Origin of the sequence: Streptomyces sp. NPDC005752 (genome assembly GCF_040630715.1) — a bacterium.
Taxonomy (GTDB): Bacteria; Actinomycetota; Actinomycetes; order Streptomycetales; family Streptomycetaceae; genus Streptomyces.
The window spans coordinates 108,397-132,868 of record NZ_JBEXYB010000015.1 but is presented as its reverse complement, the minus strand read 5'-3'; the positions used below and the strand labels follow the sequence as shown (position 1 = coordinate 132,868).

Below are 24,472 nucleotides of genomic sequence, written 5' to 3'. Positions count from 1 at the left end.
ACGAGTGCGCCCCCGGGGAGAGGGCTCCCCGGGGGCGTACGGATGATCGGAGGCTCAGCTCTCGCCGTTCCACGACCGCCACAGTGCCGCGTACGCTCCGCCCGCGCCGACCAGCTCCTCGTGTGTGCCCAGCTCGACGATGCGGCCGGACTCCATCACGGCGACACGATCGGCGTCGTGTGCGGTCTGGAGCCGGTGCGCGATGGCGATGACGGTGCGGTCCGACCGGACCGCGGCCACCGCACGCTCCGCCTGCCGGGCCGTCGTCGGGTCGAGCAGTGAGGTGGCCTCGTCCAGGATCAGGGTGTGTGGATCAGCCAGGTGCACCCTGGCCAGGGTGAGCTGCTGAGCCTGAGCGGCCTTGAGGTCGACTCCGCCCGAGCCCAGCATGGTGTCCAGACCCTCGGGCAGCTCGGCGGCCCAGTCCGCCTCCATCAGGGCCAGTGCCGCGAGGATGGCCTCGTCGTCGGCCTCGGGTGCCGCCATCATCATGTTGTCGCGAAGGGTGCCCATGAACACGTGGTGCTGCTGCGTGATGAGGACGATGCGGTTCCCCAGTTCGCCCGCCGCGGCGAGGTCGGCGACGGGGACACCGCCGACCAGGATGGATCCCGTGTCCGGGGTGTCCACGCCGGACAGCAGTTTGCCGAGGGTGGACTTGCCCGCGCCCGAGCGGCCCACCACCGCCAGCCGTTCACCGGGTCGGACCTGCAGTTCGACGTCTGTGAGGACCTCGTGGCCGGGGAGGTAGGAGTACCGCACGCCCTGGACCTCGATGAGGTCGTCCGCAGGTGGCGGTACCGGGGCGTCCGGTGTGTGCGACACCAGTCCGACGCCCTTGATGCGCGCGAACGAGGCACCGCTACGCTGCAGTTGTTCGACCCAGATCAGCATCTGGTTGAGCGGGTCGACCAGTTGCCACATGTAGAGGCTGCCCGCCACCACGGTACCCAGGGCGATCGACCCGTCGAGGTAGGCGAGTCCGCCCACGAGCAGGACGAGTGCCATGGGCAGGGCGTGCGCGAACTCGGTGACCGGGAACAGCACCGTCCGCAGTGCCAGGGTGCGGGTGCTGGCGCGGTACGTGGTGTCGACTGCCTGGTCGAGGGAGCGGTTCTGCAGTGTCTGCAGTCCGTAGGCCTCGACGGTGCGGGCGCCGTGCGCGGTGGAGTTGAGGATCTCGGAGACCTCACCGGCGGCCGCTCCCTCGGCGAGGTAGGCGTCGCGGGAACGCGCCAGGTACCAACGGCTCACCACCCAGACGAGCGGCAGCCCCACCATGGAGCACAGCCCGAGCAGGGGGTCCAGGACGAAGACCGCGGCGAAGATGAACACGACCTGGACGCCTGCGATGAAGATGTCCGGGGCCGCGTTGCGCAGCGTGGCCGAGACCGTTGCGACGTCCAGCGTGGAGCGGGTGACCAGGTCGCCGGTGCCCACCTCGTCCGCGAGCCGCCCCGGCAGCGCGAGGGCGCGGTCGACGACCTCCTCGCGGAGCCGGGCGAGGGCGCGCTCGCCGAAGCGGTGCGAGAGGCCGCGGGCATAGCGCGTCAGCACCAGCTGGGCCGCTGCGAAGCCCAGCACGGCGGCGGCCAGCCCGTCGACCTGGGAGACGGACAGATCACCGGCCTCGAACCTGGTGATGATGCGGCCGAGCAGCCAGGGGCCGGCCGCGCCGGCGAGTGCGGCGAGCGACGTCAGCAGCAGCATCCCGAAGACGGCACGGGGGTCGTCCTTCAACAGCTGAAACGCGGCCCGGCGCGCCGTCCTGCCGTCGGCGATCGGCAGGCGGGGCGTCTCGTCGGATCGGCTCATCGGGACTGTCCTTCCACAAGCTGCTCCACGGCGGCTCCGTCGGGGCTTTCGGTGCTGCCGCGGAACACCAGTGCCGCGTATCCGGGCTGATCTGCGAGAAGTTCGCCGTGCGTGCCGGTAGCCCGCACCTTCCCGTCCACCAAATAGGCGACTTCGTCGGCCTGGCCGAGCACGAGCGGCGAGGTGCTGACGACGAGGGTCGTCCGCTCCTGTCGGTGCTGTGCCACCCAGCCGGCGACGGTCGCCTCCGTGTGCGCGTCCAGTGCGGACGTCGGTTCCACGAGCAGGAGCACCGCGGGGTCCGCCAGCAGTGCCCGGGACAGCTGCAGGCGCTGACGCTGGCCCCCCGAGACGTTGCGCGCCTGATTCTCCAGTTGGCTGTCGAGCCCGTCGGGCAGCGTGTCGACGATGTCCTCCGCGGCGGCGGCGTGCAGCGCCCGCACGATGTCCTCGCTGGAGTGTTCGGTGCTTCCGGAGACGACGGAACGCAGTGGTCCCGCGAACATGTAGGCGTCGTTGTCGGCGAGCAGGATGTGCCGCCTGAGAGCGGTGCGGTCCCATTCGGACAGCTTGGTCTCGCCCCAGGTGACGTCGGAGTCGGTGTACCCGGCCAACCGGTCCACCACGGCGCGCGGCTCGTCGGGGCGGGCGCCGACCAGGGCCGTCACCCTTCCCGGCGCGACCACCAGGCCCGACGCGGGGTCGTGCAGCCGGCCGGGGGCGACCGGCGGGTCCTGCCGGGTCCGCTGCTCCTCCGGAGCCGGGGCGAGCGACAGGATGTCGATCACCCTCCGTGCGGAGACGAGCCCGCGCGGCAGGTCGTCCGCTCCCTCGATGAGGAACGAGACGGGCCCGAGCAGAGCGGCAACGTAGCCGTAGACCGCGACCAGTTCACCCACGGTGATGGCCCCGCTGGCCGCCATACGCGCACTGATCCACGTCACCACGGCGAGGAAGACCATGGGAAGGCAGGCCGTGAGTGCCTGGACCCAGCTGGTGATGGCGGCGACGCGGTATCCGAGAGGCACGAGGGCCTGGGAGCGTTCCCGGTACCGCCCGGCGAACATGCGCTTGCCGCCGATCCCGTTGAGGACGCTCAGGCCGGTCACCATGTCGCCGGCGAGAGCGGTCAGGGCTCCCTGGTCCTCCCGGTAGCTGTTCTCGGCGCCGTGCAGCCTCCCCAGCAAGGGGCCGACCGTGAGCGCCACCGCCGGGACGCCGAGAAGGATCACCAGGGCGAGAACGGCGGAGATCTGGAACAGGAGCACCGCGGTCGCGACGTACGCGATGGCCGCGCCCACGCCGGGGCCCGTGATGGTCAGTGTCTGGGCGATCCTGCTGATGTCACCGGCCTGAAGGTGCGCGAGTTCACCCGCGGACACCTGGCGGGGCAGCGTCGATCCCAGGCGTGTGACGTGGCGTGTGACGACCTGCACCGTGCGGTAGGCCGCGTCGACACGGATGAGCGTCATGGTGCGGTGCCGCAGGATGCCGAGGACCGCTACCACGGCCCCCGTGACGAGCAGAGCGCCGATCCAGAGGAGCAGCGCCTGGGTGTCCCGGGCCCTGAGCCCGTCGTCGATCGTCTTCGACATCAGGTACGGCGGAACCATGAGCGCGGACATCCACGTGGTTCCCCACGTCGTGCCGAGAAGTACGCGCTTGCGTTGACTGGTCGTCAGCCACCAGAGGTACCGGAGCGGACTCCGGTGATCCGGCAGGCCCGGATCCTCGTAGGGGACCCGGCGCGCGCCTTCGGGCAGGTCTCGTCCGTGGATCATCTCGGCCGTCCTTGCATGAGGTTGGGGGACAGGCCCGGCTGACGGGAGCAGCGGACTGCCGGGGCCTGGAGGCGGTCGACCGGCCTGCGGGGGCGGGTCGCGCGGGGGAGATCTGCCGCGGGGCCACCGCCGGAGAGGGGAGGCAGATATCCACAGGGCTCCCGCGGGCGACCGATTCGCCGCGGTCCGCCACGCGCCGTCAACGGGAATACGCCACACAACCGATGAGGGTCGTATGGCGTGAGGTCGCAGTGCTCCAACGTGGGGCCCATGTTCTTAGTGCGTAGGCGGCTTGTCAATGTCTGCCGGTCGGACAGCGGCGGTGACGGTGCGTCCGGTGCCCGACAGTCATGGCGAGGGAGAAACGGTGCCCGACCGTGGGGGGTACGCGCCTCGGCCGTCCGGCCGGAGACACTCGTCCATGTTGTCCTCATTTCAACCTCACGCGCCGAGAATGAACCATTCATGAAATTCTGTCGTGGGAGGCGCATGTGTATGCCAACTGCCCCTCGGGCCATAGTTTGCACCTTGGTCCGTATGCCCGATGCCGGTGGGTCGGGGGTCCGGTCGGCAGAGGCGAATCCGTGACTGGATTCCATTAATATGGCCTGAATCATACTCGGTTGGCAGTTGGGTGCTGTGGTCCTGACACTCCAGCCCACCGGAAATCCGCAGGCACTCCGGAAAGACAAAGGCGGCCCGTGCGGTCATAAGCAGCAGCAGCGTCGTCGGTGGGTGCGTGCGCGAACGCCGCTTCGCCGTGGACGGAGGAACTCGCTGCGTCTCCCGCCCGTGACGGCGCGGAGAGCGGGGCGCGGAATGGGTTCGCTCCCACCACCGGCACACCTTCCCGTGCCCGCACCACGGGCGGTCCGGCCGGTGCGGGCGTCACGCCGATCGGTGGAGCGGCCGGGCAGGGCGCTCGGGTGGGGCTCCTACCCCCGGCCACTTGTGCCCCAATCCGCCGCCTTCCCGCTGCAGAGCCCGCCGACCGGCCGGAATCTCGCCGGCCCGCACGACGGACGACGAGGAATCGGACATCAAGTCATGTTCCGCCCCCGGCGGACAGGATGATCGTCCGGCGTCATTGACGAGGCACCGGACGGTCCATATATTCTCAACTCGATCGCATGCCGGTGCACCGGCTTCGTGACTCCGGCGTGAATTCGGGTCATTCGGTTCATCGGCCGGGAACCTTTGTGGGGAAGCGCAGAATGCCGGTCGTCAACCACCAGGCCAAAACCGAATCACCGCCCGAGCGCAGCCCGGCCCGCCTCGGGTGCGGACGGGAATCCGACCCGGATTTCAGGCTCGGACGTCCCCGGTGCCCGGGGGTATTCGATTCGGAGCCGAACCCGGAGAACGTCACCGAGCGTGCCGCCGCCCGGTCCGAACCGGCCTGCCCGGACTTCCTTTCCGGACGATCCGAGGCACTTCCTCGACACCCGCGCAGGCGGGCGGACCACCCGTCGTCCGGCCCCACACCTCGGAGCGGCCATCGGCTTCCCCGGTTGCGGGTGAAGGAGCAGTCCCGCCAGACGGGAACCACCGATGACGAACGGTGAGCGGTTCACCGGCGCCGGGCAGGCACCCGCCGGTGCTGCCACCGTCAGCTGAGCTCTACCCCGTCGGATGCCGCCGCTCCCACCGGAGCCCCTACCTTCGCAAGGATTCCGTTGATACTCAGTCACCTCTCCCCGCGGCAGGCCGAGCGCCACGGCGAGTTCCGCGCCTTCGCCGATCGTGCCCTGGTCCCGCATGCGGACCGCTTCGACCGCGAGCAGGCGATCTCCCGGGAGGTCGTCGAAGACCTGGCGGAGCAGGGCCACCTCGGCGCGCTCATTCCCGAGGAGTTCGGCGGTCTCGGCATGGACTGGATCGAATACGGGCTGCTCACCGAGGAGTTGGGCCGGGGCTGCCAGTCGATCCGGAACTTCGTGGCCGTGGACGACATGGTCGCCCACTCGATCCACAAGTGGGGTACCAAGGAACAGAAGGAGCAGTGGCTGCCCCGGATCACCTCAGGCCGGACTCTTGCCGCCTTCGCCCTGACCGAACCGGACGTGGGCAGTGACGCCGCCGCCGTCGAGACCACGGCGACGGCTGACGGCACCGAGATCGTCCTTCGCGGCACGAAGAAGTGGATCAGCTTCGCCCAGATCGCGGATCTCTTCCTGGTCTTCGCCAAGCTCGACGGGCAGCACACCGCCTTCCTGGTGGAGCGGGACACTCCCGGTCTGTCGGTGGAGCCGATCGAAGGGCTGCTCGGCCTGCGGGGGTCGATGCTCGGCCGAATCACCTTGGACGACTGCCGCATCCCGGCCGCGAACCTGATCGGCCGCCCCGGCCTCGGGCTCACCTTCGTCGCGTCCAGTGCGCTGGATCTCGGCCGCTACAGCACCGCCTGGGGCTCGGTCGGTCTCTCCCAGGCCTGCCTGGAGGCCTCGACGGAGTACGCCTCCCGTCGCGCCCAGTACGGCACCGAGATCAGTAACCATCAACTGGTCCAGCAACTGCTGGCCGACATGCTCACCGACACCATCACGGCCCGGCTGCTCTGCCACCACGCCGGAGTGAGCAAGGAGCAGGGTGAGATGGAGGCGGTCAACCACACCCTGCTCGCGAAGTACCGGGCCTCGACCGTCGCCGTCAAAGTGGCCGCCGACGCGGTGCAGATCCACGGAGCCCAGGGCATCGGCGCGGAGGCGTCCGTACAGCGGCACCACCGGGACGCCAAGGTGATGGAGATCATCGAGGGCACCACGCAGATCCAGCAGACCATGCTCGGTCAGTTCGCCGTCCGGGCGGCCCAGCTGTGAGCGATCTCCGGACGGGAGTGGTGACCTACGGTCAGCTGTCGGTGCTGCGCTCGCTGGAGACACACGGGCCCGACCACCGGTCGGTCGCCAACCTGGTCAGCGTCTGGGAGGTGCCGTTCGGCGTCGGGGCGGCCCAGGTGATGGACGCCTGGCTCCAGTTGGTGGAGGCGCACGAGTCGCTGCGGACCACCTATGACCTCAGCGGCCCCGTACCGACCCAGACGGTCCACCCGCACCGTCCGTCCAAGGTGGCGGCGGTGGAGCTGGCCGAGGACAGTTTCGCGGCGGCTCTTCGGCTGGCCGCCGAGTCCGCGGCCGAACCGATCGACATCGAGTCCGAGCTTCCGTGGCGTGCGTTCGTCACGACCCACCAGGGTGAAGCGCTCCACCTGGCCACCGTGATCCATCATGTGGCCGCCGACAACGGCGCGTTGCGCGTGCTGGAGGAGCAGCTCGGCCGGCTCCTGGAAGGCGGGGCGACCGGGCCGGTGGTGCAACCGCTTGAGATGGCGCGGGCGCAACAGGAGGAACCGGCTTCGCGGAGCGTCCAGCACTGGACCGAGGCATGGGGCCAACTCGTCCCCGCGGACCGGGACCCGGAGGACGGCAGTGAGCGCCGCAGGGCGTCGCTGTACAGCCTGGAGGCGCTGGCCGCCACGCGGGAGCTCTCCGAACGGTTGAAGATCTCGGTCCAGTCGGTGGTGCTCGGCGTCGGCGCGCTCGCGCTGGCCCGGCTCAAGCAGACCGAGCAGGTGACCCTCGCGCTGATGGCCGCCAATCGCCTCACTGCCCGGTGGGTGCCGCTGGTCAGCTCGCTCAACCAGTTCGCCCCGGTGACCATCACCGTCGACGAGCAGGCCGACCCGCTGGAATACCTACGGGCCGGCTACCTCCAGTGCCTGACGGCCTACATGCACGGCTGCTACGACGTCGACGCCCTGCGGACGAGCCTTCAGCAAGCGGGTCAGCGGGATTCGGACCCCACCGCCTTCGCCAAGCACTTCAACTTCCTCGGCGACGTGGACGCCGAGCCCGAGGCCGGATCGGTCCTGCACACCGGGATCCAGTGGCGCGCGTCCACCCAGCGATCAGGGCCGAACTTCCACCTCGCGGTGGCCACCGGGAAGGGGATCCTCATCGGCGTGGGCGCGAGTCGCGACTATCTCGGAGGAGATCTCCCGGCCGTCCTCGCGGCTTCGATCGAGGCCGGTCTGATCAATATCGCCAAGGGCTCCGGAAGCTCCCTGGGTGAGGTGTCGCTGGACAATCCGTGGAGGTCTGTCTGAGCGATCGCGAAATGCGGGGGGAAATTCCTCTCCCCCCGCAATTCGTCTTCTCGTAGCCGGGGTGGGCCGGTTTCAGAAACCTGCGCAGATTCCGCGACGCCTCTTCTTCATAATTCACACCTCCCCATATGCGGTGACTATAGCCACAGGCGGTCGGAGAGGGAAGACGGTTCTCGCCGAGGTGCGAGAAAGGCCCGGGCGTCGCGCACGGTGCACACCGAATGCGGTCACGGGCAGCGGCCGGGGGGCCGAACGGAGTTGGCGTACGGCGCTGTTGGCGGGTCAGGGTGGCTTGCGGCGCGGCGTCGCGGAAGCCCTGGTGCGGCGCCCGAGGGGTGTACCCCGCCCCTCTCGGCCGGCGAAAGGCGGAACCTCGTGCGCTCGACGTCACCGCATTCGGTCCGGAGCCGGGCGCGGCTGATTCGCGACCGCTTCTCGACCATTCCCCGGCCGATTCGTGGTCGACGACCCCGCCCGGTGGCCTTCGGCTGAAGGAAAAGGGGGCGAGGTATTCGCCGTGCGGCACGGGATCGGGAGCGGACACGCCGATCCCCGGGCGCATCGCGTGTCCGCACGCTCGGGCTCGCTCCGTACGGGGCCGGGGGCGGCCGAAACCTCAAGACCCGGTCCATGCCTCCGTGGCTACGTGCTGGGTTCGGAGGCTACGTGCTGGAGTCATGGAGCGCGGTGATCAGGCGGAGGTCGTGGAGCCTCGTGTCCGTCCTCGTCCTGCCGCGAACGCACTGGCGCGTGAGGTTGGTCCGTTGGCTCTGCTGTGGCATCGCACGCCGGAGTTGTTATGGGCCATTGGTACACAAGACCGGGTTCGAGTTGAACCACCAGCCCTGCAGGTGCTGAGATGAGTCCGTCAATGGCGCTGCGGGTCCCTCCGGGATCCATGCGGCGCTTTTCTCATGTCTGCGCTCTTCCACGGGCGAAAGGGCGGGGCAACTTGCTGAAGAGGGCGTTCGTCGCACCCGACCCGGGGCAGATGCGGCTTCGGTTCGCGTCCCGGGCCGTGCTCGGCATCGGGCTCGCCGTCGCGCTGTGCGGGGCGGCCGGGCACTCGCTGGTGGCGGCCATCACCGGTGGTCTGGCCGCGCTGCTCGCACTGTTCACGGTGACCGACCCGACGGTGCGTGGACAGGCGATCACGACCGCGCTCCTCCCCGTCGTCGGTCTCCCGGTGCTCACGCTCGCCGCCGTGCTGCACGACGTCCCCGTCGCGCGCGACCTGGCGTTCCTCGCCGTCGTGGGAGCGGGGGTGTACGCGCGGCGGTGGGGACCTCGCGGGCACTCGCTGGGTGTGTTCGGCTTCATGGCCTATTTCTCCGCCCAGTTCCTGCACACCGTGCCCGGCCAGCTGCCCGAGCTGTACGCGGCCGTGCTGCTGTCGCTCGTCACCTCCTCGGTGGTGCGGTTCGGGGTGTGGTGCTACGAGCGGCGGCTCTCGGCACCCGTGGCGGTCGCCCTCCCCACCGGAGCGGCGGGGCTCCGGAGGATCACGACACGACAGGCCGTGCAGGCGACGGTGGGTGCGGGGTTCGCCCTCGCCCTGGGGCAGGTGCTCTCCGACCAGCGTTGGTACTGGGCGGTCGGCGCCACCTGGTGGGTGTTCGTGGCCACGACCTCGCGAGGCGAGGCCGTCGTCCGCGGGTTCAGGCGGTTCCTGGGGACGGTGCTCGGGATCGGGCTGGGCTTCGCCGTGGCGATGCCCCTGCACCATGAGCCGATCGTGGCCGCCGTGGTCGTGGCGATGAGCGTGTTCGGGATCTTCTACACCGCCGCTGTCTCCTACACCTGGATGATGCTGGCCGTGACCGTGATGGCGAGCACGCTGTACGGGCTGCTCGGCGTGCTCGACGCGGGTCTGCTCGTACTGCGGGTCACCGAAACGGCTGTCGGGGCGCTCGGTGCCGTACTGGCGGTGCTCTTCGTGCTCCCGGTCACGACGCACTCGGTGACCGAGGCGTGGGTGGAACGGGCGCTGCGGTGCGTGCACACGTGCACGGCGGAGGCCGCCGCCCGGCTCGCCGGGAGCGAGGACGCCGACCCGCCCCGGCGCGTCGGAGAGCTGGAGGCGATCCTCGGCCGGGTACGACTGTCACTCGCGCCGCTGGTTCATCCGCTCAACCCCATGAAGGCCCGCAAGCGACGGGCGCGGCAGGTGCTCGCGCTGCTCGACGACTGTGCACGCGAGGTACGCGGCCTGGCCTCCGTGGCCGCCGACCCGGAGGCCTCGCACGACATCCGGCTCGCCGCGGCCTGCTGGCGGGTGGAGACCGCCGTCGAGGCCCTCACCGATGCGCCGTCCGTGCGGCAGCACCTCCGTCACGACAACGTGACGGCCACACCGCCCACAGGCGTCGAACCGGTGTTTGCCCACCTCCATGCGCTGGAGCGGGCCCTCCTCGAACTCGCCGTCCCCTTGCGGAGGCCCGGCGGAGTTCCGGCCGGCGCCTGAGCCGTCGCACGCGGCGGTACGGCCGGGCCCCATCCCGGCCTCCGGGATCCGGGCGCGAATGACCGCGATGTCGCGATCGCCCTCCCGGAGGGCGGAGAGGTGTGGCGGCCGTGCGTCGCCGGGCCCGCGTTCCGCTTCGCACGGTGCCTGAGGGCTTCGACCGTGCCGCCGCCCGATGCCGCCGCACGCGCGACGCACTTCGGCACCCACCTCCCGCCCGGCCGTGCGCCGCGTGACTCCTGACGGACGCCCTTCGCCACGGAGGATCTCGCCCGTCGCCCCGACAGGTCCGGACTCAAAACCGCTGCCTGCTACCGTCGGCCGTGAAGATCGTGACGGACGTGAAGAGGGGTAGCGCGATGGGCGCCGACCACGCACAGCGGGCATTCATAGGGTCGTTCACCTCGGCGGGCGGCCGTGGCATCAGCGTCGCCGCCTTCGACCGTGACACCGGAGCGCTGTCCCTCCTCGCGTCCACGGACGCCGTGGCCGATCCGTCGTTCCTCGCGGTCGGCCGAGCGCCCGGAACGGGCGACGCCGTGCTGTACGCGGTCCGCGAGACCTCCGAAGGCGCAGCCGCGGCCTTCCGTGTCGACGACGAAGGCGCGCCGCGGCTGATCGGTGAGGTGCGGCCGGTCGACGGGGCAGGCCCCACGCACCTGGCCCTCGCGGCCGGCCATCTGCTGACGGCCAACTACGGCTCCGGCAGCGTCACCGCGCTGCCCGTGCGGGACGACGGCTCACTCGGCCCGGCGACCGGCGTCCTCGTGCACGAGGGCCACGGTCCCGACGAGGGCCGCCAGTCGGGCCCTCACGCGCACCAGGTGCTGGCCGATCCCTCACGGAACTGGGTACTGAGCGTGGACCTCGGCACGGACTCCGTACGCGTCTGTGCCCTCGACCCCGAAAGCGGTTCGCTGCGGCTGCACACCGAGACGGCGCTGCGGCCGGGGACCGGGCCGCGTCATCTCGTCTTCCACCCGTCGGGAGAGCACGCCTACGTCCTGAACGAGCTGGAACCGACGGTCACCGTGTGCCGCTGGGACGCGGCCGGAGGCGTGCTCGAACCGCTCGGGGAGGCACAGGTGCTGCCGCACGACCACGACGAGGACGGCGCCGTGCGCACGTACCCCTCGGAGGTGGTGGTCTCGCACGACGGCCGGTTCCTGTGGACCGCCAACCGCGGGCACGACAGCATCTCCGTCCTCACGCTCGACGAGACGGCCGAGAAGCCCGTCCTGGCGGCGGCAGTGGGCTGCGGTGGACGCTGGCCCCGCGATCTCACCCTCGACCCGTCAGGGCAGTGGCTGTACGCCGCCAACGAGCACTCCGGGAACGTCAGCTGGTTCGCCGTGGACGCGGGTACGGGAATCCCGGTGCACACGGGTTCCGTCGAGGTTCCGGCCGCATCCTGCGTGGTGTTCGCCTGACTCCCTCCCCACCGGACGGGGGTGCCGCGTCCGGGGGAGTGCCGACAGGTGCACACGACGGTGTACGGGGTGGACCGGAGGGAACCGGTCCACCCCGTACCCGGGTGGATCAGTGCGCCTGGGCTCCCTGCGGCGTCGCCGGGGTGATCCCCAGCGTCGTGGCGTACAGCGAGAGCACGAGCTTGCCGATGGCGGGGTACGCGCCGAGCGGCTCGGCCGTGGCGCAGCCGGCCTCCTTCGCGGCGGCGTCCAGCAGGCCCGCGTCGATCTCCGGGCCCACCAGGTACGGCGCGAGCGCGAGCTGCGCCGACCCGGAGTTCTGCAGCTGGGCGGCGATCGAGGCGACCGAACCCTCCACGTCCAGGGCCGCGGCCATCACGGGTACGGCGAGACGGGCGGCCAGCAGCATGCCGGTGATCCCGGCGGCCTGCACGGCCTCCTCGCCACCCACCGTGGCCAGCACGATGCCGTCGGCCGCGGTCGCCACGGTGAACAGCCGCGCACGGTCGGCACGCGCCAGACCGGCCTCCGAAAGGCGTACGTGCAACGCCTCGGCGAGCAGCGGGTGCGGACCCAGCACGTCGGTCAGCTCGGCCTGCGTGCCGCTGTCCATGACCGCCTGCCGTATACGCCGGATCAGAGAGCTGTCCGGCCCCGCGAGCAGCGGCACCACGACGGCCGACGGGCCCGAGGGCTCGGCGACCTCACGGCCCGCGGCGGTGGCCTGCTCGTAGCGCGCGACGCGCTCCGCGGCGGCATGGGTGAGTACGGAGGAGAGCGTGGGATATTCGGCGTCGTCGCCGTCGAGATAGCCGATCTGTGCATTCAGACCGGGCAGCTCGGAGCGGGCGATGCTGATCACTTCCTCGGCCAGGCTGCGCGAGGCCGGGGAAGGGGTACCGGGAAGGGCAAGAACGAGCGCGGCAGCGCCCTCAGGTGCGACCACGGGCTCCGGGCGGCGGTGCCGTCCGGACTGGCGAGGTCGCGGCATTCGTACAGGCAGGCCGGAAGCGGGCCCAGTGGGGGTGCTCATGGCGCCGCATGCTACTGGTTTTGGGTGCCGCTCTGTTCGGGGAGGGGGTGGTCAGGCGTTATCTGTCCGTATATGTCTGCCGAGAGGCAAAGTAGGCATCTGACCTGCTCTGTCCGGGCGGGCGATCGCTCGAATCGGCCCCGTTTCGCCTAGGTTACTCCCGGTACGAACAGGAGGGACGGGTGGAGCGGCAGTCGCAGCCCCGGGCCGGCGAGCGCTCGCGCGATCTCCAGCGCGCCGTTCAGCGGGTCGCCCTGCGCCGGGACCACGCGCGCCTGCGGGACCTGCTGTGCCAGCTCCTCCCGCAGCGGCCCGAGAAGGGGCTCGCCCATGCGGAACAGGCCACCGGTGAGAGCGATATCGCAGCCGTCGGGACGGGATCCGGCGGCGCCGGGGCACGCCACGGCAGCCGCTTCGCCGATGTGCCCCGCCGCCTCCCGCAGGATTCCCGCCGCGACCTCGTCGTCGGGTGCGCATGCCCCGACCTCGGGCGCGAAGGAGGCCAGCAGCGCGGGGCGGTCCGTACGCGGATAGAGCAGGCCCGGGAGATCCGTGGCCGGTCCGAAGACCGCCTCGAGCCGCGCCAGCAGTACGGGCGAGCCGCCGCGCCGGCCGTCGTGGGCCCGCATCGCAGCGTCGAGCCCGGCCCGGCCGATCCAGGCCCCGCCGCCGCTGTCGCCCAGCAGATGCCCCCAGCCGTCCGCCCTGCGCCATGTCACCAGGTCGGTGCCGAGAGCGATCATGCCGGTTCCGCCCGCGACGACCGCGCCGGGCCGCTGCCCCAGTGCTCCGGCGTACCCGGTCACCGCGTCGGCGGCCAGCGCCACCCGGCGTACGCCCAGCGCGTCCGCGAGGGCGCCGGGCAGCCGGGCGCGCAGCTGGTCGCCGAGGGTCGCCATGCCGGCGGCTCCGACCGCCGCGGCGGTGACGGCCGCCCCTGGTCCCGCCTGCCCCAGCAGCCGGCGCACAGCGGGCAGCAGTTGATCCAGGAGGTGCCCGGCGTCGATGCCGTCCGGGCCCGTCCGTACCGGTTCGGCGCAGACGGTCGTGGACGCAGGGTGTCCCGCGTCCACCGGGCCGAGCGCCACACGGAGCCCCGAGCCCCCGGAATCCACCCCGAGGACGAGCGCGCCCGTCACGGCAGCCGCCCGTCCGCCGGCTCGGGACCGGTCGGCCGGGTCACCGGAAGCAACGCGAACCGCCGGCCGCGGACGAACGCCTGCGGGACCTCATAGGGACTCCGAAAGGGGGGGAGGACTGGAGACGAGCGGCACCCTATCGCTCAACCCGGCTCCGTGGGGGGCCGCATGATCACTCGGTGCCGTGTGGGCCGGTAGAGTGACGGTTGTGGCAGCGCGACCGTTGAGTGAACTTGTTGAGCCCGGCTGGGCCGAGGCGTTGGAGCCCGTGGCGGGCCGGATCGCGGCGATGGGTGATTTCCTCCGTGCCGAGATCGGAGCGGGCCGCACCTATCTTCCCGCGGGGCAGAACGTCCTCCGCGCCTTCCAGCAGCCGTTCGCCGACGTACGCGTCCTGATCGTGGGTCAGGATCCCTATCCGACACCGGGCATGGCCATCGGGCTCAGCTTCGCGGTGGCGCCCGACGTGCGACGCCTCCCGGGCAGCCTGGAGAACATCTTCAGGGAACTGCACTCCGACCTCGGCCTTCCCCGGCCCTCCAACGGAGACCTGACACCCTGGACGCAGCAGGGTGTACTGCTGCTCAACCGGGCGCTGACCACGGCGCCCGGCAAGCCCGCCGCCCACCGTGGCAAGGGCTGGGAAGAAGTGACGGAACAGGCCATTCGCGCCCTGGCGGCACGGGGCAAGCCGATGGTGTCCGTGCTGTGGGGCCGGGACGCACGCAACGTGCGGCCGCTCCTCGGTGACCTGCCCGCGATCGAATCGGCCCATCCTTCCCCCATGTCGGCCGACCGCGGCTTCTTCGGTTCGAGGCCCTTCAGCCGTACCAACGAACACCTGGTGCACGCGGGGGAACAGCCGGTGGACTGGCGTCTGCCGTGAGCGGCCGGTGCGGCACACGATGCGTCCCGCACCCAGGGGCCGCGGCGTCGCATACCTTCTCGTTTCCGGGGCACGAGACCCTTTGGTACGAGCTCCGGCGGTGACCCCCCTCCCGTCCGTGAGCACCCGGCCCCACCGGCCCCCCCCGCCGGTGGGGCCGGATTTCTCCGGGAGCGATGTGCCGGTCGGGGGCCGCGCCCCGGCCTGACGCAGCGTGAGCCATGACGCCGGGAGCCCGTCCGGGTGGTGCCCCGCGACGTGGGCACCCCGGGCGCGGGACACACCCGAACGGTTCCCCACAACCGGGCAGACAGGCTGTTAACGTCCCCACTCCACCGGCCCGGCCGGCCCGGCCGCAGCGGTTGCCGCGGCGAAGTCGCAGAGGAGTGGTGTCCCATGCGTGTCCTCCTGGTCGGTGCGGGAGGGGTGGGCACGGCGATCACCGGGATCGCGGCCCGCCGGTCCTTCTTCGAGCACATGACGGTCGCCGACTACGACCGCGGACGGGCGGAGAGCGCCGTCGCCGCGCTCGGGGAGCGGGGCGGGCGTTTCGGCGCGGTCCGGCTGGACGCCTCCGACCCCGTGGCCGTACGTGCCGCGCTCGAGGAACACCGCTGCGACGTCCTGCTCAACGCCACCGACCCCCGGTTCGTCATGCCTCTGTTCGAGGCCGCTCTCGCGCACGGCGCGCATTACCTCGACATGGCCATGTCCCTGTCCCGGCCTCACCCTTCCCGGCCGTACGAGGAGTGTGGCGTCAAGCTCGGGGACGCCCAGTTCGACCGGGCGTCGGAGTGGGAGGCGGCCGGACGCCTCGCACTGGTCGGCATGGGGGTGGAGCCGGGGCTCTCGGACGTGTTCGCCCGGTACGCCTCCGACGAACTCTTCGACGACATCGAGGAGATCGGTATCCGCGACGGTGCCGACCTGACGGTGGAGGGCTACGACTTCGCCCCGTCCTTCAGTATCTGGACGACCATCGAGGAGTGCCTGAACCCTCCGGTCGTCTACGAGCAGGGGCGGGGCTGGTTCACCACCGCCCCCTTCAGCGATCCGGAGGTCTTCGACTTCCCCGAGGGCATCGGGCCCGTCGAGTGCGTCAACGTCGAGCACGAGGAAGTGCTGCTCGTACCGCGCTGGCTGAAGGCCCGGCGCGTCACCTTCAAGTACGGGCTGGGCGACGAGTTCATCGGGGTGCTGCGTACGCTCCACAAGCTGGGTCTCGACCGTACGGAGCCCGTCCCGGTGAAGAGCGATGCCGGCCCCGCCAGGGTCTCGCCCCGTGACGTGGTGGCCGCGTGCCTGCCCGACCCGGCCGGGCTCGGTGAGCGGATGCACGGGAAGACGTGCGCGGGCACCTGGGTGAAGGGCAGCAAGGACGGGCGGCCCAGAGAGGTCTACCTCTACCACGTGGTCGACAACCAGTGGTCGATGCGTGAATACGGCTCCCAGGCCGTGGTCTGGCAGACGGCGATCAACCCTGTCGCCGCGCTCGAACTCATCGCCGGCGGCCTCTGGGGCGGCAGCGGAGTGCTGGGCCCCGAGGCCATGCCGCCGCGGCCCTTCCTCGACCTGCTGACGGAGTACGGGACTCCCTGGGGCATCCGCGAGCAGTGACCGCCGGCTGGACGGGCACCCGCCGGACGTGCGCTCCCGCGGGTGTCTCCCTAGCATGTGGAAGGAAATATTCCGCCTGCTCTTCAGGCCAGTGACCCGAGCGAGGGAGCATGGCAGAGGAACGCGCCGGCTCAGCACCACCGGCAAGCTTGAAGCCGAACGCGATCGGATTCGTCGACGCACTGGTCATCGGACTGAACGCCACGTCCCCCGCCTACTCGGTGGCGGCCGTCATCGGCCCGATCGTGGCACTCGTCGGCATCTACGCACCCGGAGTGCTCTTCGCCTCCTTCGTACCGATGCTCTTCATCGCCTCGGCCTTCTACTACCTGAACAAGGTCGACCAGGACTGCGGGACGACGTTCTCCTGGGTGACCCGGGCGATGGGGCCCTGGACCGGGTGGCTCGGCGGCTGGGCCATCGCCATGACCGGTGTGCTCGTGGTCGGGTCACTGGCGGATGTCGCCGTCAGCTTCGGTCTGCTGGCCGTCGGCCTCGACAGCTGGGCCGAGAACGAGTTCGTGCGGCAGCTGCTCGCGGTGCTACTGATCATCGTGATGACCGGGCTGTGCGTCATCGGGACCGAGCTGTCGGCCAAGGTGCAGAACGTCCTCATCCTGGCGCAGGTGGTCTTCCTGATCATCTTCGTGATCGTCGCGCTCTACCGCGTCTACGCGGGCACGACGTCCTTCGACTCCGTCAAACCCTCGGCCGAGTGGCTCAACCCCTTCGGAGCGGGTGGCGCGGCGCTCACGAGCGGCCTGCTGCTGGGCGTGTTCATCTACTGGGGCTGGGAATCGGCGGTCAACCTCACCGAGGAGGTCGAGGACTCCGCGAGCGCGCCCGGGAAGGCCGGTGTGTGGTCGACCGTCATCCTGCTGGTGACCTATCTGTCCGTCGGCTTCGGGGTCGTCGCGTTCGCCGGAACGGCGTACCTGGCGGACAACGCCGCCGAGGAGGAGTTCATCTTCGCGCTGCTCGCCGGCGAGGTCATGGGGGGCTGGGACTGGATCGTACTGCTCGCCGTGGCGACGTCCGCGATCGCCTCGACCCAGACCACCATCATCCCGGCGTCGCGCACCGCGCTGTCGATGGCCCGCCGGCAGGCGCTGCCCGCTCACTTCGCCCACATCAGCACCCGGTTCCGTACTCCCGACGTGAGCACGTGGTGGGTGGCCGCCATCGCCATCGCCTGGTATCTCGTCGTCAGTCAGATCAGTGAGAACGCCCTCTTCGACTCGCTGACCGCACTGTCCCTGCTCATCGCCTTCTACTACGCCCTCACCGGAGTGGCGTGCGTCGTCTACTACCGCCGCCATCTGACCGAGAGCGTGCGCAACTTCCTGCTCATCGGCCTCGGCCCGCTGGTCGGAGCCGGGCTGCTCGTCTGGCTGCTCGTCCGGTCGGTCATGGACATGTCCGACCCGGCGAACTCCTACAGCGGAACCTCCTGGTTCGGGCTGGGCCCCCCGCTCGTCATCGGCATCGGCATCAGCCTGATCGGAGTCGTGCTCATGGTGGTGCTGCGGTTCCGGTCGCCGTCCTTCTGGGCCGAACGACGTGGCGTCGTCGACCCGGACCTCGTACGCGGCAAGGAGACCTGAGATGTCCGTGGTCCTCGGGTACGACGAGTCACCCGGCGCCGCGCGCGCCCTGCGGACGGCGATCGAGGTGGCCGCCGCGTACGGCGAGCCGCTCGTCCTGGTCTACGGCGCTGCGCCGCCCGGACCCACCGGCGAGGAGTACCGCGCTCACTACGACGCGATCCGCGAGGCGGGGCGCGCGGGGCTGGAACACGCGGTCGCCGCGGCCGAGGAGGCCGGTGTGCCGACCACGGTCGAGGTCATCGACATGAGTCCGGCGCAGGCGCTGATCGAAGCCGCCTCACGCCACGGGGCGAGGGTCATCGTGGTGGGAACCTGGGGCGAGAGCCCGATTCGTGGGGCGCTGCTCGGTTCCGTCCCGCACAAGCTCCTGCACCTGTCGACCGTTCCGGTGCTGTGCGTCCCGACCGAGGTGTGACCGGACCGGACCGGGACGCGACGACCCCTCCGGTCAGCCCAGCACCGCCGCACGCACGCACAGCACGTCCGGCAGATGCGACACGAGCTGCTGCCAGTTGTCACCGTCGTCCGCGCTCGCGTACACCTCGCCGTTGCGGTTGCCGAAGTAGACGCCTGCCGGGTCGGCGTCGTCCGTGCAGAGCGCGTCCCGAAGCACTGTGCCGTAGTGATCGCCGTCCGGGAGACCCAGCGAGAGCGGCTCCCAGGACTCTCCCGCGTCCCTGGTGCGGAACACCCGGCAGCGGTGCCCGGCCGGCACACGGTCCGCGTCGGCGTTGATCGGGAAGACGTAGAACGTGTCCCCGCGATGGGGGTGCGCCGCAGCGGCGAAGCCGAAGTCCGAGGGCAGGCCCGCGCCGATGTCCCTCCAGTGCTCCCCGGAGTCGTCGCTGCGGAACACGCCCCAGTGGTTCTGCAGATAGAGCCGGTCGGGGTCCACCGCGTCCCGGGTCACCTTGTGCACGCACTGGCCGAACTCGGGGTCCGGGTCCGGCAGGAACACGGCGGAGACGCCCTTGTTGGCAGGGGTCCAGCGCTCGCCGCCGTCCCTGGTGCGGAACACCCCCGCGGTGGAGACGGCGACGGTCACCGCTCCGGCGTCCCGTCGGTCCGTCAGGATGGTGTGCAGCCCCTCGCCACCCCCGCCCGGGACCCACTTGGACCGCGTCGGGTGTTCCCACAGCGGGCGGACCAGCTCGAAGGACTCGCCCCGGTCGTCGGACCGGAACAGCGCGGCGGGCTCGGTCCCCGCGTACACGACGCCGGGCGCTTCGGGGCCGGCGGGATGCAGCTGCCACACCCGCTCCAGCGACGCCTCCGTGAACTGCGGGAACTTCACCGCGGGCTGCTTCGGTTCGACCCAGGTCGCTCCCAGGTCGTCGGAGTGGAAGACCGACGGCCCCCAGTGCGCGCTGTCCCCGCCGACCAGCAGCCTGGGCTCGTCGCCGCGGGTGTCGATCGCGATGGAGTAGATCGCCTGCGCGTTGAAATGCGGATCGCCGAACGTCCATGAGCCGCCGTGTCTGCGGCCGATGAAGAGCCCTTTGCGCGTGCCTACGGTGAGCAGTACATCGGTCATGAGTGGACCTCCCGAGACGCCGTTGTGCCGGATGGGCCCAGTCTGCACCCGGCCACTGACAGTGCCCGGGACATGCGGTGTCGGCCCAGGTCGGAGCGGTCGCGGCAGGCCCGCCCGGTCCCCGGCACGCCTGCCGCGCCGGTCGATGCCGGGACGTCTACGGCGTCCCGCTGCCGGGCGGCTGCTCCCGGGAGTCCTCGCGGGCGCGGACCAGCAGCCGGGTCGTGCTCCCGTCCGCCTCGGGGATGTCACGGACGTGCCGGAAGCCGATGCGCCGCAGCAGCGCCAGGGAAGCCCCGTTCTCCGCGGCGACCGTGGCGTACACGTCGCGCAGGCCCAGTACGCCGAATCCGTAGTCCACGAGTGACCCGGCCAATTCGGTGCCGAGCCCCCGGCCCCAGGCGCCGGGGGCCAGGGCGTAGATGATCTCGTGCCCGCCGGACTCCGGGGTGGGTTTGATCTCGGCATGGCCCACCGTCGTGCCGCCTTCGCGGACCACCCACACGTCGAAGAGGTCCCGGGCGTACACCTTGCTGAAGATTCGTCCGAAGACGGCGCGGTCCTCCGCCTCCGCGGAAGGGCCGTCGCCCATCCACCGGGACACCCGGGCGTCCTGGAACAGGGCGACGAACTCCTCCTCGTCGCACGGCGCGTACGGGGTCAGCAGCAGCCGTGCCGTCCGCAGCTCCGGAGTCACGGACGGGCGCCCGTCGACGGCGGGGCCGTGCTGCTGCGGACGACCAGGCTCGTGGCCAGGTCGACCCGGGTGGTCGCGGGCTGCTTGCCCCGGCCCAGGTCGAGGACCAGGCGGGCGGCGGTCTCCGCCATCTCCACGAGCGGCTGGCGCACCGTGGTGAGCGGCGGTCCGATCCAGCGGGTGAGCGGCAGGTCGTCGAAGCCGATCACACTGAGGTCCTCCGGGATCCGCAGCCCCAGCTCGCGCGCGGCCTCGTAGACGCCGAGCGCCTGCAGGTCGTTCCCCGCGAAGACGGCCGTGGGCGGTTGCGGGAGCCGGAGCAGTTCCAGGGCCGCCCTGTAGCCGTCCTCGTGGTTGAACTCGCCCTCCCGCACGAGCGCCGGGTCCATCGGGACACCCGAGGTCTCCAGCGCGGCGCGGTAGCCGTCCAGCCGGGCGCGGCTGCACATCATCCGGGCAGGCCCGCCGATGACGCCGATCCGCCGGTGGCCCAGGCCCGTCAGGTGGCGGGTGGCGGCGAGGCCGCCCTGCCAGTTGGCCGCCCCGACCGACGGGATGTCGTCCCCGGGGTCGCCCGCCGGATCGACGACGACGAAGGGGATGGAGCGGCTGGTCAACTGGGCGCGCTGCGCCGCGTCGAGATCCGAGAGCACCAGGATCACTCCGGCCGGGCGGCGGGCCAGGACGCCGTCCACCCAGGTCTGACCGGGGGTGAGCCGGCCGGCGCTCTCCGAGAGGACCAGGCTCAGGCCCTCCTCCCTCGCGACGTTCTCGACGCCCCGGACGACCTCCATCGCCCACGCGCTGTCCAGCTCGTGGAAGACCAGGTCGATGAGCCTGGACTGCTGGGAGGCGCCACGCCTGCGGCGGTAACCGTGCCGCAGCAGAAGCTCCTCCACCTTCGTACGCGTACCGGGGGCGACATCGGCTCGGCCGTTCAGCACTTTCGAAACTGTCGGCGCCGAAACTCCGGCCGCTCGGGCGATCTCCGCCAGCGTGGCGGTGCTCTCCGACGACTCGTCGCCGGACGCCTTCTCCTGTTGGGGCCGGACCTTTGCAGGGCTCATGCACGAATCGTAGCTCGCCCGGGGGCCCGCATCGCAGTCCGGGCAAGGTTCGTACTTCGTTGCTCCGGCCCTCTTGACGGGCCCGAAACGCGACCGTACGGTTCCGGCAACATTCGATAGGCAAGCCGAAACATTCGACAGAGGGTGCGGTCATGCGGTCGGGGATATTCACTCAGGGCACACGTTCGACGAGATGGGTCGCGGCTGGCGCCGCGATGGTCATGGCCGGTCTGCTCGCCGGCTGCGGCTCCGGGGACAGCGGCAGCGACAGCGGAACCATCACCGCCTACGTCTACGGCGACGACGCGGTCAAGGTCCAGCAGGCCGCGGTCGACACGTTCAACAAGACCTCCGAGGTCAAGGTGAAGCTCGTGTCGGTCCCCGGTACCGACTACGTGAACAAGCTGCGCAGCGCCATGGGCTCGCCCAGCGCCCCGGACGTCTTCTTCAACTGGGGCGGCGGTTCCATCAAGCCGTACGTCGACTCCGGGAACCTGGTCGACCTCACGTCGACGATCGAGGGCGACGCGACGCTCAAGGACGGCTTCCTTCCCTCGATCATGACGGCCGGCGGTCTCGAAGGGCGGGTCTACGGGGTGCCCATGCGCGGCATGCAGCCCGTGATGCTCTTCTACAACAAGGCGCTCTTCGCCGAGCACGAGATCGAGCCCCCCAAGACCTGGGAGGACCTCCAGACGGCCATCAGGACCTTCAAGGCCGCCGGCATCACCCCCTTCGCGCTCGGCGGCTCCGACAAGTGGCCCGAACTGATGTGGATGGAGTACCTGCTGGACCGGATCGGCGGCCCGGAGGTCTTCAAGAGGATCCAGGACGGCGACACGGAGGGCTGGGGCGACCCGGCGGTGCTCAAGACGGCGCAGACCGTCAGGGAACTGATCGACGAGGGCGCGTTCGGCAAGAACTTCAACTCCGTCGACTACGGCAACGGGGGAGCCCCGACCCTGCTCAACAAGGGCAAGGCCGCCATGCACCTCATGGGCTCGTGGGAGTACTCCACCCAGCTGGGCAAGGCCCCCGGGTTCGCGAAGAAGGACCTGGGCTGGACCGCGTTCCCGACGGTCGCCGGCGGAGTGGGGGACCCCACGAACGTCGTGGGCAACCCCACCAACTACTGGTCGGTCAACGCCAGGACCAAGCACAAGGACGCCGCCCTCGCATTCCTGAAGGCGATGGCGTCGAAGTCCTACGCCCAGTCCCTCGTCGACAACGGTGACGTACCCACCACGTCCAACGCGGCCTCGATGCTGAGCGGTTCACCCAACCCCGAGTTCGCCGCCTACCAGTACGAAATGGTGCAGGAGGCCCCGAGCTTCACCCTCTCGTGGGACCAGGCACTCGAAGCCCAGTACGCCACACCCCTGCTCACGGAGATCAGCAAGCTGTTCGCCGCGAAGACGACCCCCGAGCAGTTCGTCGCAGCAATGAAGGCCGCCAAGTAACGATGTCCCACCACACTCCGGTCGCGAAGAGGCGCGGGAACGGGAGGGCGGCCGTCGGCGACGCCGGCCGCCCTCCGGTCGCCTGGGCCCTCCCCGGCATCCTCTTCTTCGCCGTCTTCGCGATCGTCCCCCTGACGATCGCCGTCTATCTCTCCTTCTGCGAATGGGACGGGCTCAACTCCCCGACCCTGACCGGCCTGGACAACTGGACCAGGCTGTTCAAGGACTCCGAGTTCGGCCAGGCCGCCTGGCTGAGCCTGCTCCTCACCACGATCAGCTGGGTCTTCCAGACTCCGGTGGCCCTGCTGCTGGGCGTCTGGGCGGCCGGCCGCCGACGCAGCCGCGCGTTCCTCTCCGCGATCTTCTTCATCCCGCTGCTGCTCTCCACCACCGCCATCGCGATGCTGTTCCACGCCCTGCTGGATCCCAACTTCGGTGTGATCCGGACGATCGGACCCTGGATCGGCGTCGATCCCAACGTCATGGGGTCGTCCACCGGCGCCCTGCTCGTCGTGGCGTTCGTCGGCGGATGGCAGTTCATGCCCTTCCACACGCTGATCTACCAGGGCGGCGCCCGGCAGATCCCGGAGGTCCTCTACCAGGCCGCGTCCATCGACGGTGCCGGCATGGTGCGGCAGTTCTTCCACATCACGCTGCCGCAACTGCGCCACACGATGACGACCTCGTCGGTGCTGATGATCGTCGGCTCGCTGACCTACTTCGACACCGTGCTCATCATGACCAAGGGCGGTCCCGGTACGGACACGACGATCCTGCCCTACCTGATGTACCGCACCGGTTTCCAGACGTACGACCTCGGCTACGCGGCGGCCGTCGCCACCGCACTCGTCGTCGTGGCAACCAGTATCTCGCTGGTCATGGTCCGCCTCAGTGGCTTCGGGTCCATGAGGTCCACCCGGGAAGGTATGTGACGAGATGTCCACCGACACCCGCCCCACAGCGCCGCCGCGCCGAGCCGCCCCCGTCGCGCCGCACGCCCGCCGTACGGTCCGACGGCGCAGGTCCCTGGGCAACCCGGTGGCCGGCATCGGTTCGCTCATCTGGCTGATCATCGTTCTGGTGCCGCTCTACACGCTGGTCTCCGCTTCGCTGATGCGCCAGGACGAGGCCCTGAACGGCGATCCGCTGGCGATCCCCACCGAGCCGACGCTCGAGAACTACGGCACCGTGCTGAACAGCGGGTTCCTGACGCTGATCGGCAACACGGCGATCGTCGCCGTGGCCACGGTCGCCATCGTGCTGGTGCTCTCCGTCCCCGTCGCGTACGTGGCGGTGCGCACCCGCAGCCGCCTCTCCTCGCTCGCCTTCCGGACCTTCCTGCTGGGCGTGGCGATCCCGGCGCAGGCGGTGATCGTGCCGCTGTATCTCATGATCGGCGAGATGGGGCTGTACGACACGCTGTGGGCGATCATCCTGCCCACCGCCGCGTTCGCGATGCCTGTCGCGGTCCTCGTGCTCAGCGGCACCATGCGCGACGTCTCCGAGGAGATGTACGAGGCGATGGCCCTCGACGGCGCCTCGTCCGTGCGCATGCTGTGGCAGCTCGCGGTGCCGATGTCCAAGGCGGGGATCAGCACGGTGGCGATCTTCTCCGCCCTGCAGGCGTGGAACGGCTTCCTGTTCCCGCTGATCCTGACCCAGTCGGAGGAGCAGCGCGTCCTGACGCTGGGGCTGTTCAACTTCATGAGCCAGTTCGGAGTGAACATCCCCGCGGTACTGGCAGCGATCGTCCTCTCCGTCATCCCCATCTTCGCCGTGTACCTCGTGGCCCGGCGGGCGCTGATCGACGGACTGATGGGGGTGGGCGGCAAGTAGC

At 70.5% G+C, this 24,472-nt stretch carries 18 protein-coding genes; 11 read left to right on the top strand and 7 right to left on the bottom strand.

The window, feature by feature from the left end; translation table 11 throughout:
• Positions 1-54: 54 nt before the first annotated feature.
• Together ABZ441_RS15330 and ABZ441_RS15325 are read right to left on the bottom strand one after the other, a co-directional pair.
• On the bottom strand, positions 55-1,815 hold the full coding sequence (locus ABZ441_RS15330; protein ID WP_358973177.1) for an ABC transporter ATP-binding protein: 1,761 nt from the start codon (positions 1,813-1,815) through the stop codon (positions 55-57).
• Positions 1,812-3,596 (bottom strand): ABC transporter ATP-binding protein, encoded by a 1,785-nt coding sequence (locus tag ABZ441_RS15325; RefSeq protein ID WP_358973175.1) that lies wholly within the window; start codon positions 3,594-3,596, stop codon positions 1,812-1,814. The genes ABZ441_RS15330 and ABZ441_RS15325 overlap by 4 nt, the downstream gene beginning before the upstream one ends.
• A 1,676-nt stretch (positions 3,597-5,272) precedes the next feature.
• On the opposite strand from ABZ441_RS15325, the gene ABZ441_RS15320 reads away from it, so the two are divergent.
• The 4 genes from ABZ441_RS15320 (at position 5,273) to ABZ441_RS15305 (ending at position 11,595) form a co-directional block, all read left to right on the top strand.
• Complete coding sequence (locus ABZ441_RS15320; protein ID WP_358973172.1) at positions 5,273-6,415, top strand: acyl-CoA dehydrogenase family protein; 1,143 nt, start codon at positions 5,273-5,275, stop codon at positions 6,413-6,415.
• Positions 6,412-7,701: a condensation domain-containing protein gene (locus ABZ441_RS15315; protein WP_358973169.1), complete on the top strand. Its 1,290-nt coding sequence runs from the start codon at positions 6,412-6,414 to the stop codon at positions 7,699-7,701. Before ABZ441_RS15320 ends, ABZ441_RS15315 begins: the two co-directional genes overlap by 4 nt.
• A 991-nt stretch (positions 7,702-8,692) precedes the next feature.
• A complete protein-coding gene (locus tag ABZ441_RS15310; RefSeq protein ID WP_358973242.1) occupies positions 8,693-10,165 on the top strand; it encodes an FUSC family protein in 1,473 nt (490 codons plus the stop codon).
• Between the two features lie 359 nt (positions 10,166-10,524).
• The gene (locus ABZ441_RS15305; RefSeq protein WP_358973239.1) at positions 10,525-11,595 is read left to right on the top strand and encodes a lactonase family protein; all 1,071 of its coding nucleotides are present in this window, start codon (positions 10,525-10,527) and stop codon (positions 11,593-11,595) included.
• Between the two features lie 109 nt (positions 11,596-11,704).
• Here ABZ441_RS15305 and ABZ441_RS15300 read toward each other — a convergent pair whose 3' ends face one another.
• Both ABZ441_RS15300 and ABZ441_RS15295 read right to left on the bottom strand, forming a co-directional pair.
• Positions 11,705-12,628, bottom strand: coding sequence for a hypothetical protein (locus ABZ441_RS15300; RefSeq protein WP_358973166.1), 924 nt, complete (start codon positions 12,626-12,628; stop codon positions 11,705-11,707).
• A gap of 149 nt (positions 12,629-12,777) precedes the next feature.
• Complete coding sequence (locus ABZ441_RS15295; protein WP_358973164.1) at positions 12,778-13,767, bottom strand: BadF/BadG/BcrA/BcrD ATPase family protein; 990 nt, start codon at positions 13,765-13,767, stop codon at positions 12,778-12,780.
• 208 nt (positions 13,768-13,975) lie between these two features.
• On the opposite strand from ABZ441_RS15295, the gene ABZ441_RS15290 reads away from it, so the two are divergent.
• The 4 genes from ABZ441_RS15290 to ABZ441_RS15275 all read left to right on the top strand — a co-directional run bounded on the left by ABZ441_RS15290 (position 13,976) and on the right by ABZ441_RS15275 (position 18,292).
• Positions 13,976-14,653, top strand: a complete 678-nt coding sequence (locus ABZ441_RS15290) for a uracil-DNA glycosylase (protein WP_205023791.1) — start codon at positions 13,976-13,978, stop codon at positions 14,651-14,653.
• Between the two features lie 396 nt (positions 14,654-15,049).
• Positions 15,050-16,270, top strand: coding sequence for a saccharopine dehydrogenase C-terminal domain-containing protein (locus ABZ441_RS15285; protein WP_358973161.1), 1,221 nt, complete (start codon positions 15,050-15,052; stop codon positions 16,268-16,270).
• 110 nt (positions 16,271-16,380) lie between these two features.
• Positions 16,381-17,874: an APC family permease gene (locus ABZ441_RS15280; RefSeq protein ID WP_358973157.1), complete on the top strand. Its 1,494-nt coding sequence runs from the start codon at positions 16,381-16,383 to the stop codon at positions 17,872-17,874.
• A 1-nt stretch (position 17,875) separates the two neighbouring features.
• Positions 17,876-18,292 (top strand): universal stress protein, encoded by a 417-nt coding sequence (locus ABZ441_RS15275; RefSeq protein ID WP_358973154.1) that lies wholly within the window; start codon positions 17,876-17,878, stop codon positions 18,290-18,292.
• Positions 18,293-18,325: 33 nt separating this feature from the next.
• On the opposite strand, the gene ABZ441_RS15270 is transcribed toward ABZ441_RS15275, so the two are convergent.
• From ABZ441_RS15270 to ABZ441_RS15260, 3 genes are all read right to left on the bottom strand, one after another.
• A complete protein-coding gene (locus tag ABZ441_RS15270; protein WP_358973151.1) occupies positions 18,326-19,411 on the bottom strand; it encodes an exo-alpha-sialidase in 1,086 nt (361 codons plus the stop codon).
• Between the two features lie 157 nt (positions 19,412-19,568).
• Positions 19,569-20,108 (bottom strand): GNAT family N-acetyltransferase, encoded by a 540-nt coding sequence (locus ABZ441_RS15265; RefSeq protein WP_358973148.1) that lies wholly within the window; start codon positions 20,106-20,108, stop codon positions 19,569-19,571.
• On the bottom strand, positions 20,105-21,175 hold the full coding sequence (locus tag ABZ441_RS15260) for a LacI family DNA-binding transcriptional regulator (protein ID WP_358973145.1): 1,071 nt from the start codon (positions 21,173-21,175) through the stop codon (positions 20,105-20,107). The genes ABZ441_RS15265 and ABZ441_RS15260 overlap by 4 nt, the downstream gene beginning before the upstream one ends.
• 215 nt (positions 21,176-21,390) lie before the next feature.
• Here ABZ441_RS15260 and ABZ441_RS15255 point away from each other — a divergent pair, with 215 nt between their 5' ends.
• Genes ABZ441_RS15255 through ABZ441_RS15245 form a run of 3 tightly spaced genes read left to right on the top strand, consistent with a single transcriptional unit; the run spans position 21,391 to position 24,471 of the window.
• Positions 21,391-22,635 (top strand): extracellular solute-binding protein, encoded by a 1,245-nt coding sequence (locus tag ABZ441_RS15255; RefSeq protein WP_358973236.1) that lies wholly within the window; start codon positions 21,391-21,393, stop codon positions 22,633-22,635.
• A gap of 2 nt (positions 22,636-22,637) precedes the next feature.
• Positions 22,638-23,567: a sugar ABC transporter permease gene (locus ABZ441_RS15250; RefSeq protein WP_358973142.1), complete on the top strand. Its 930-nt coding sequence runs from the start codon at positions 22,638-22,640 to the stop codon at positions 23,565-23,567.
• Between the two features lie 4 nt (positions 23,568-23,571).
• Complete coding sequence (locus ABZ441_RS15245; protein WP_358973138.1) at positions 23,572-24,471, top strand: carbohydrate ABC transporter permease; 900 nt, start codon at positions 23,572-23,574, stop codon at positions 24,469-24,471.
• Position 24,472 lies beyond the last annotated feature (1 nt).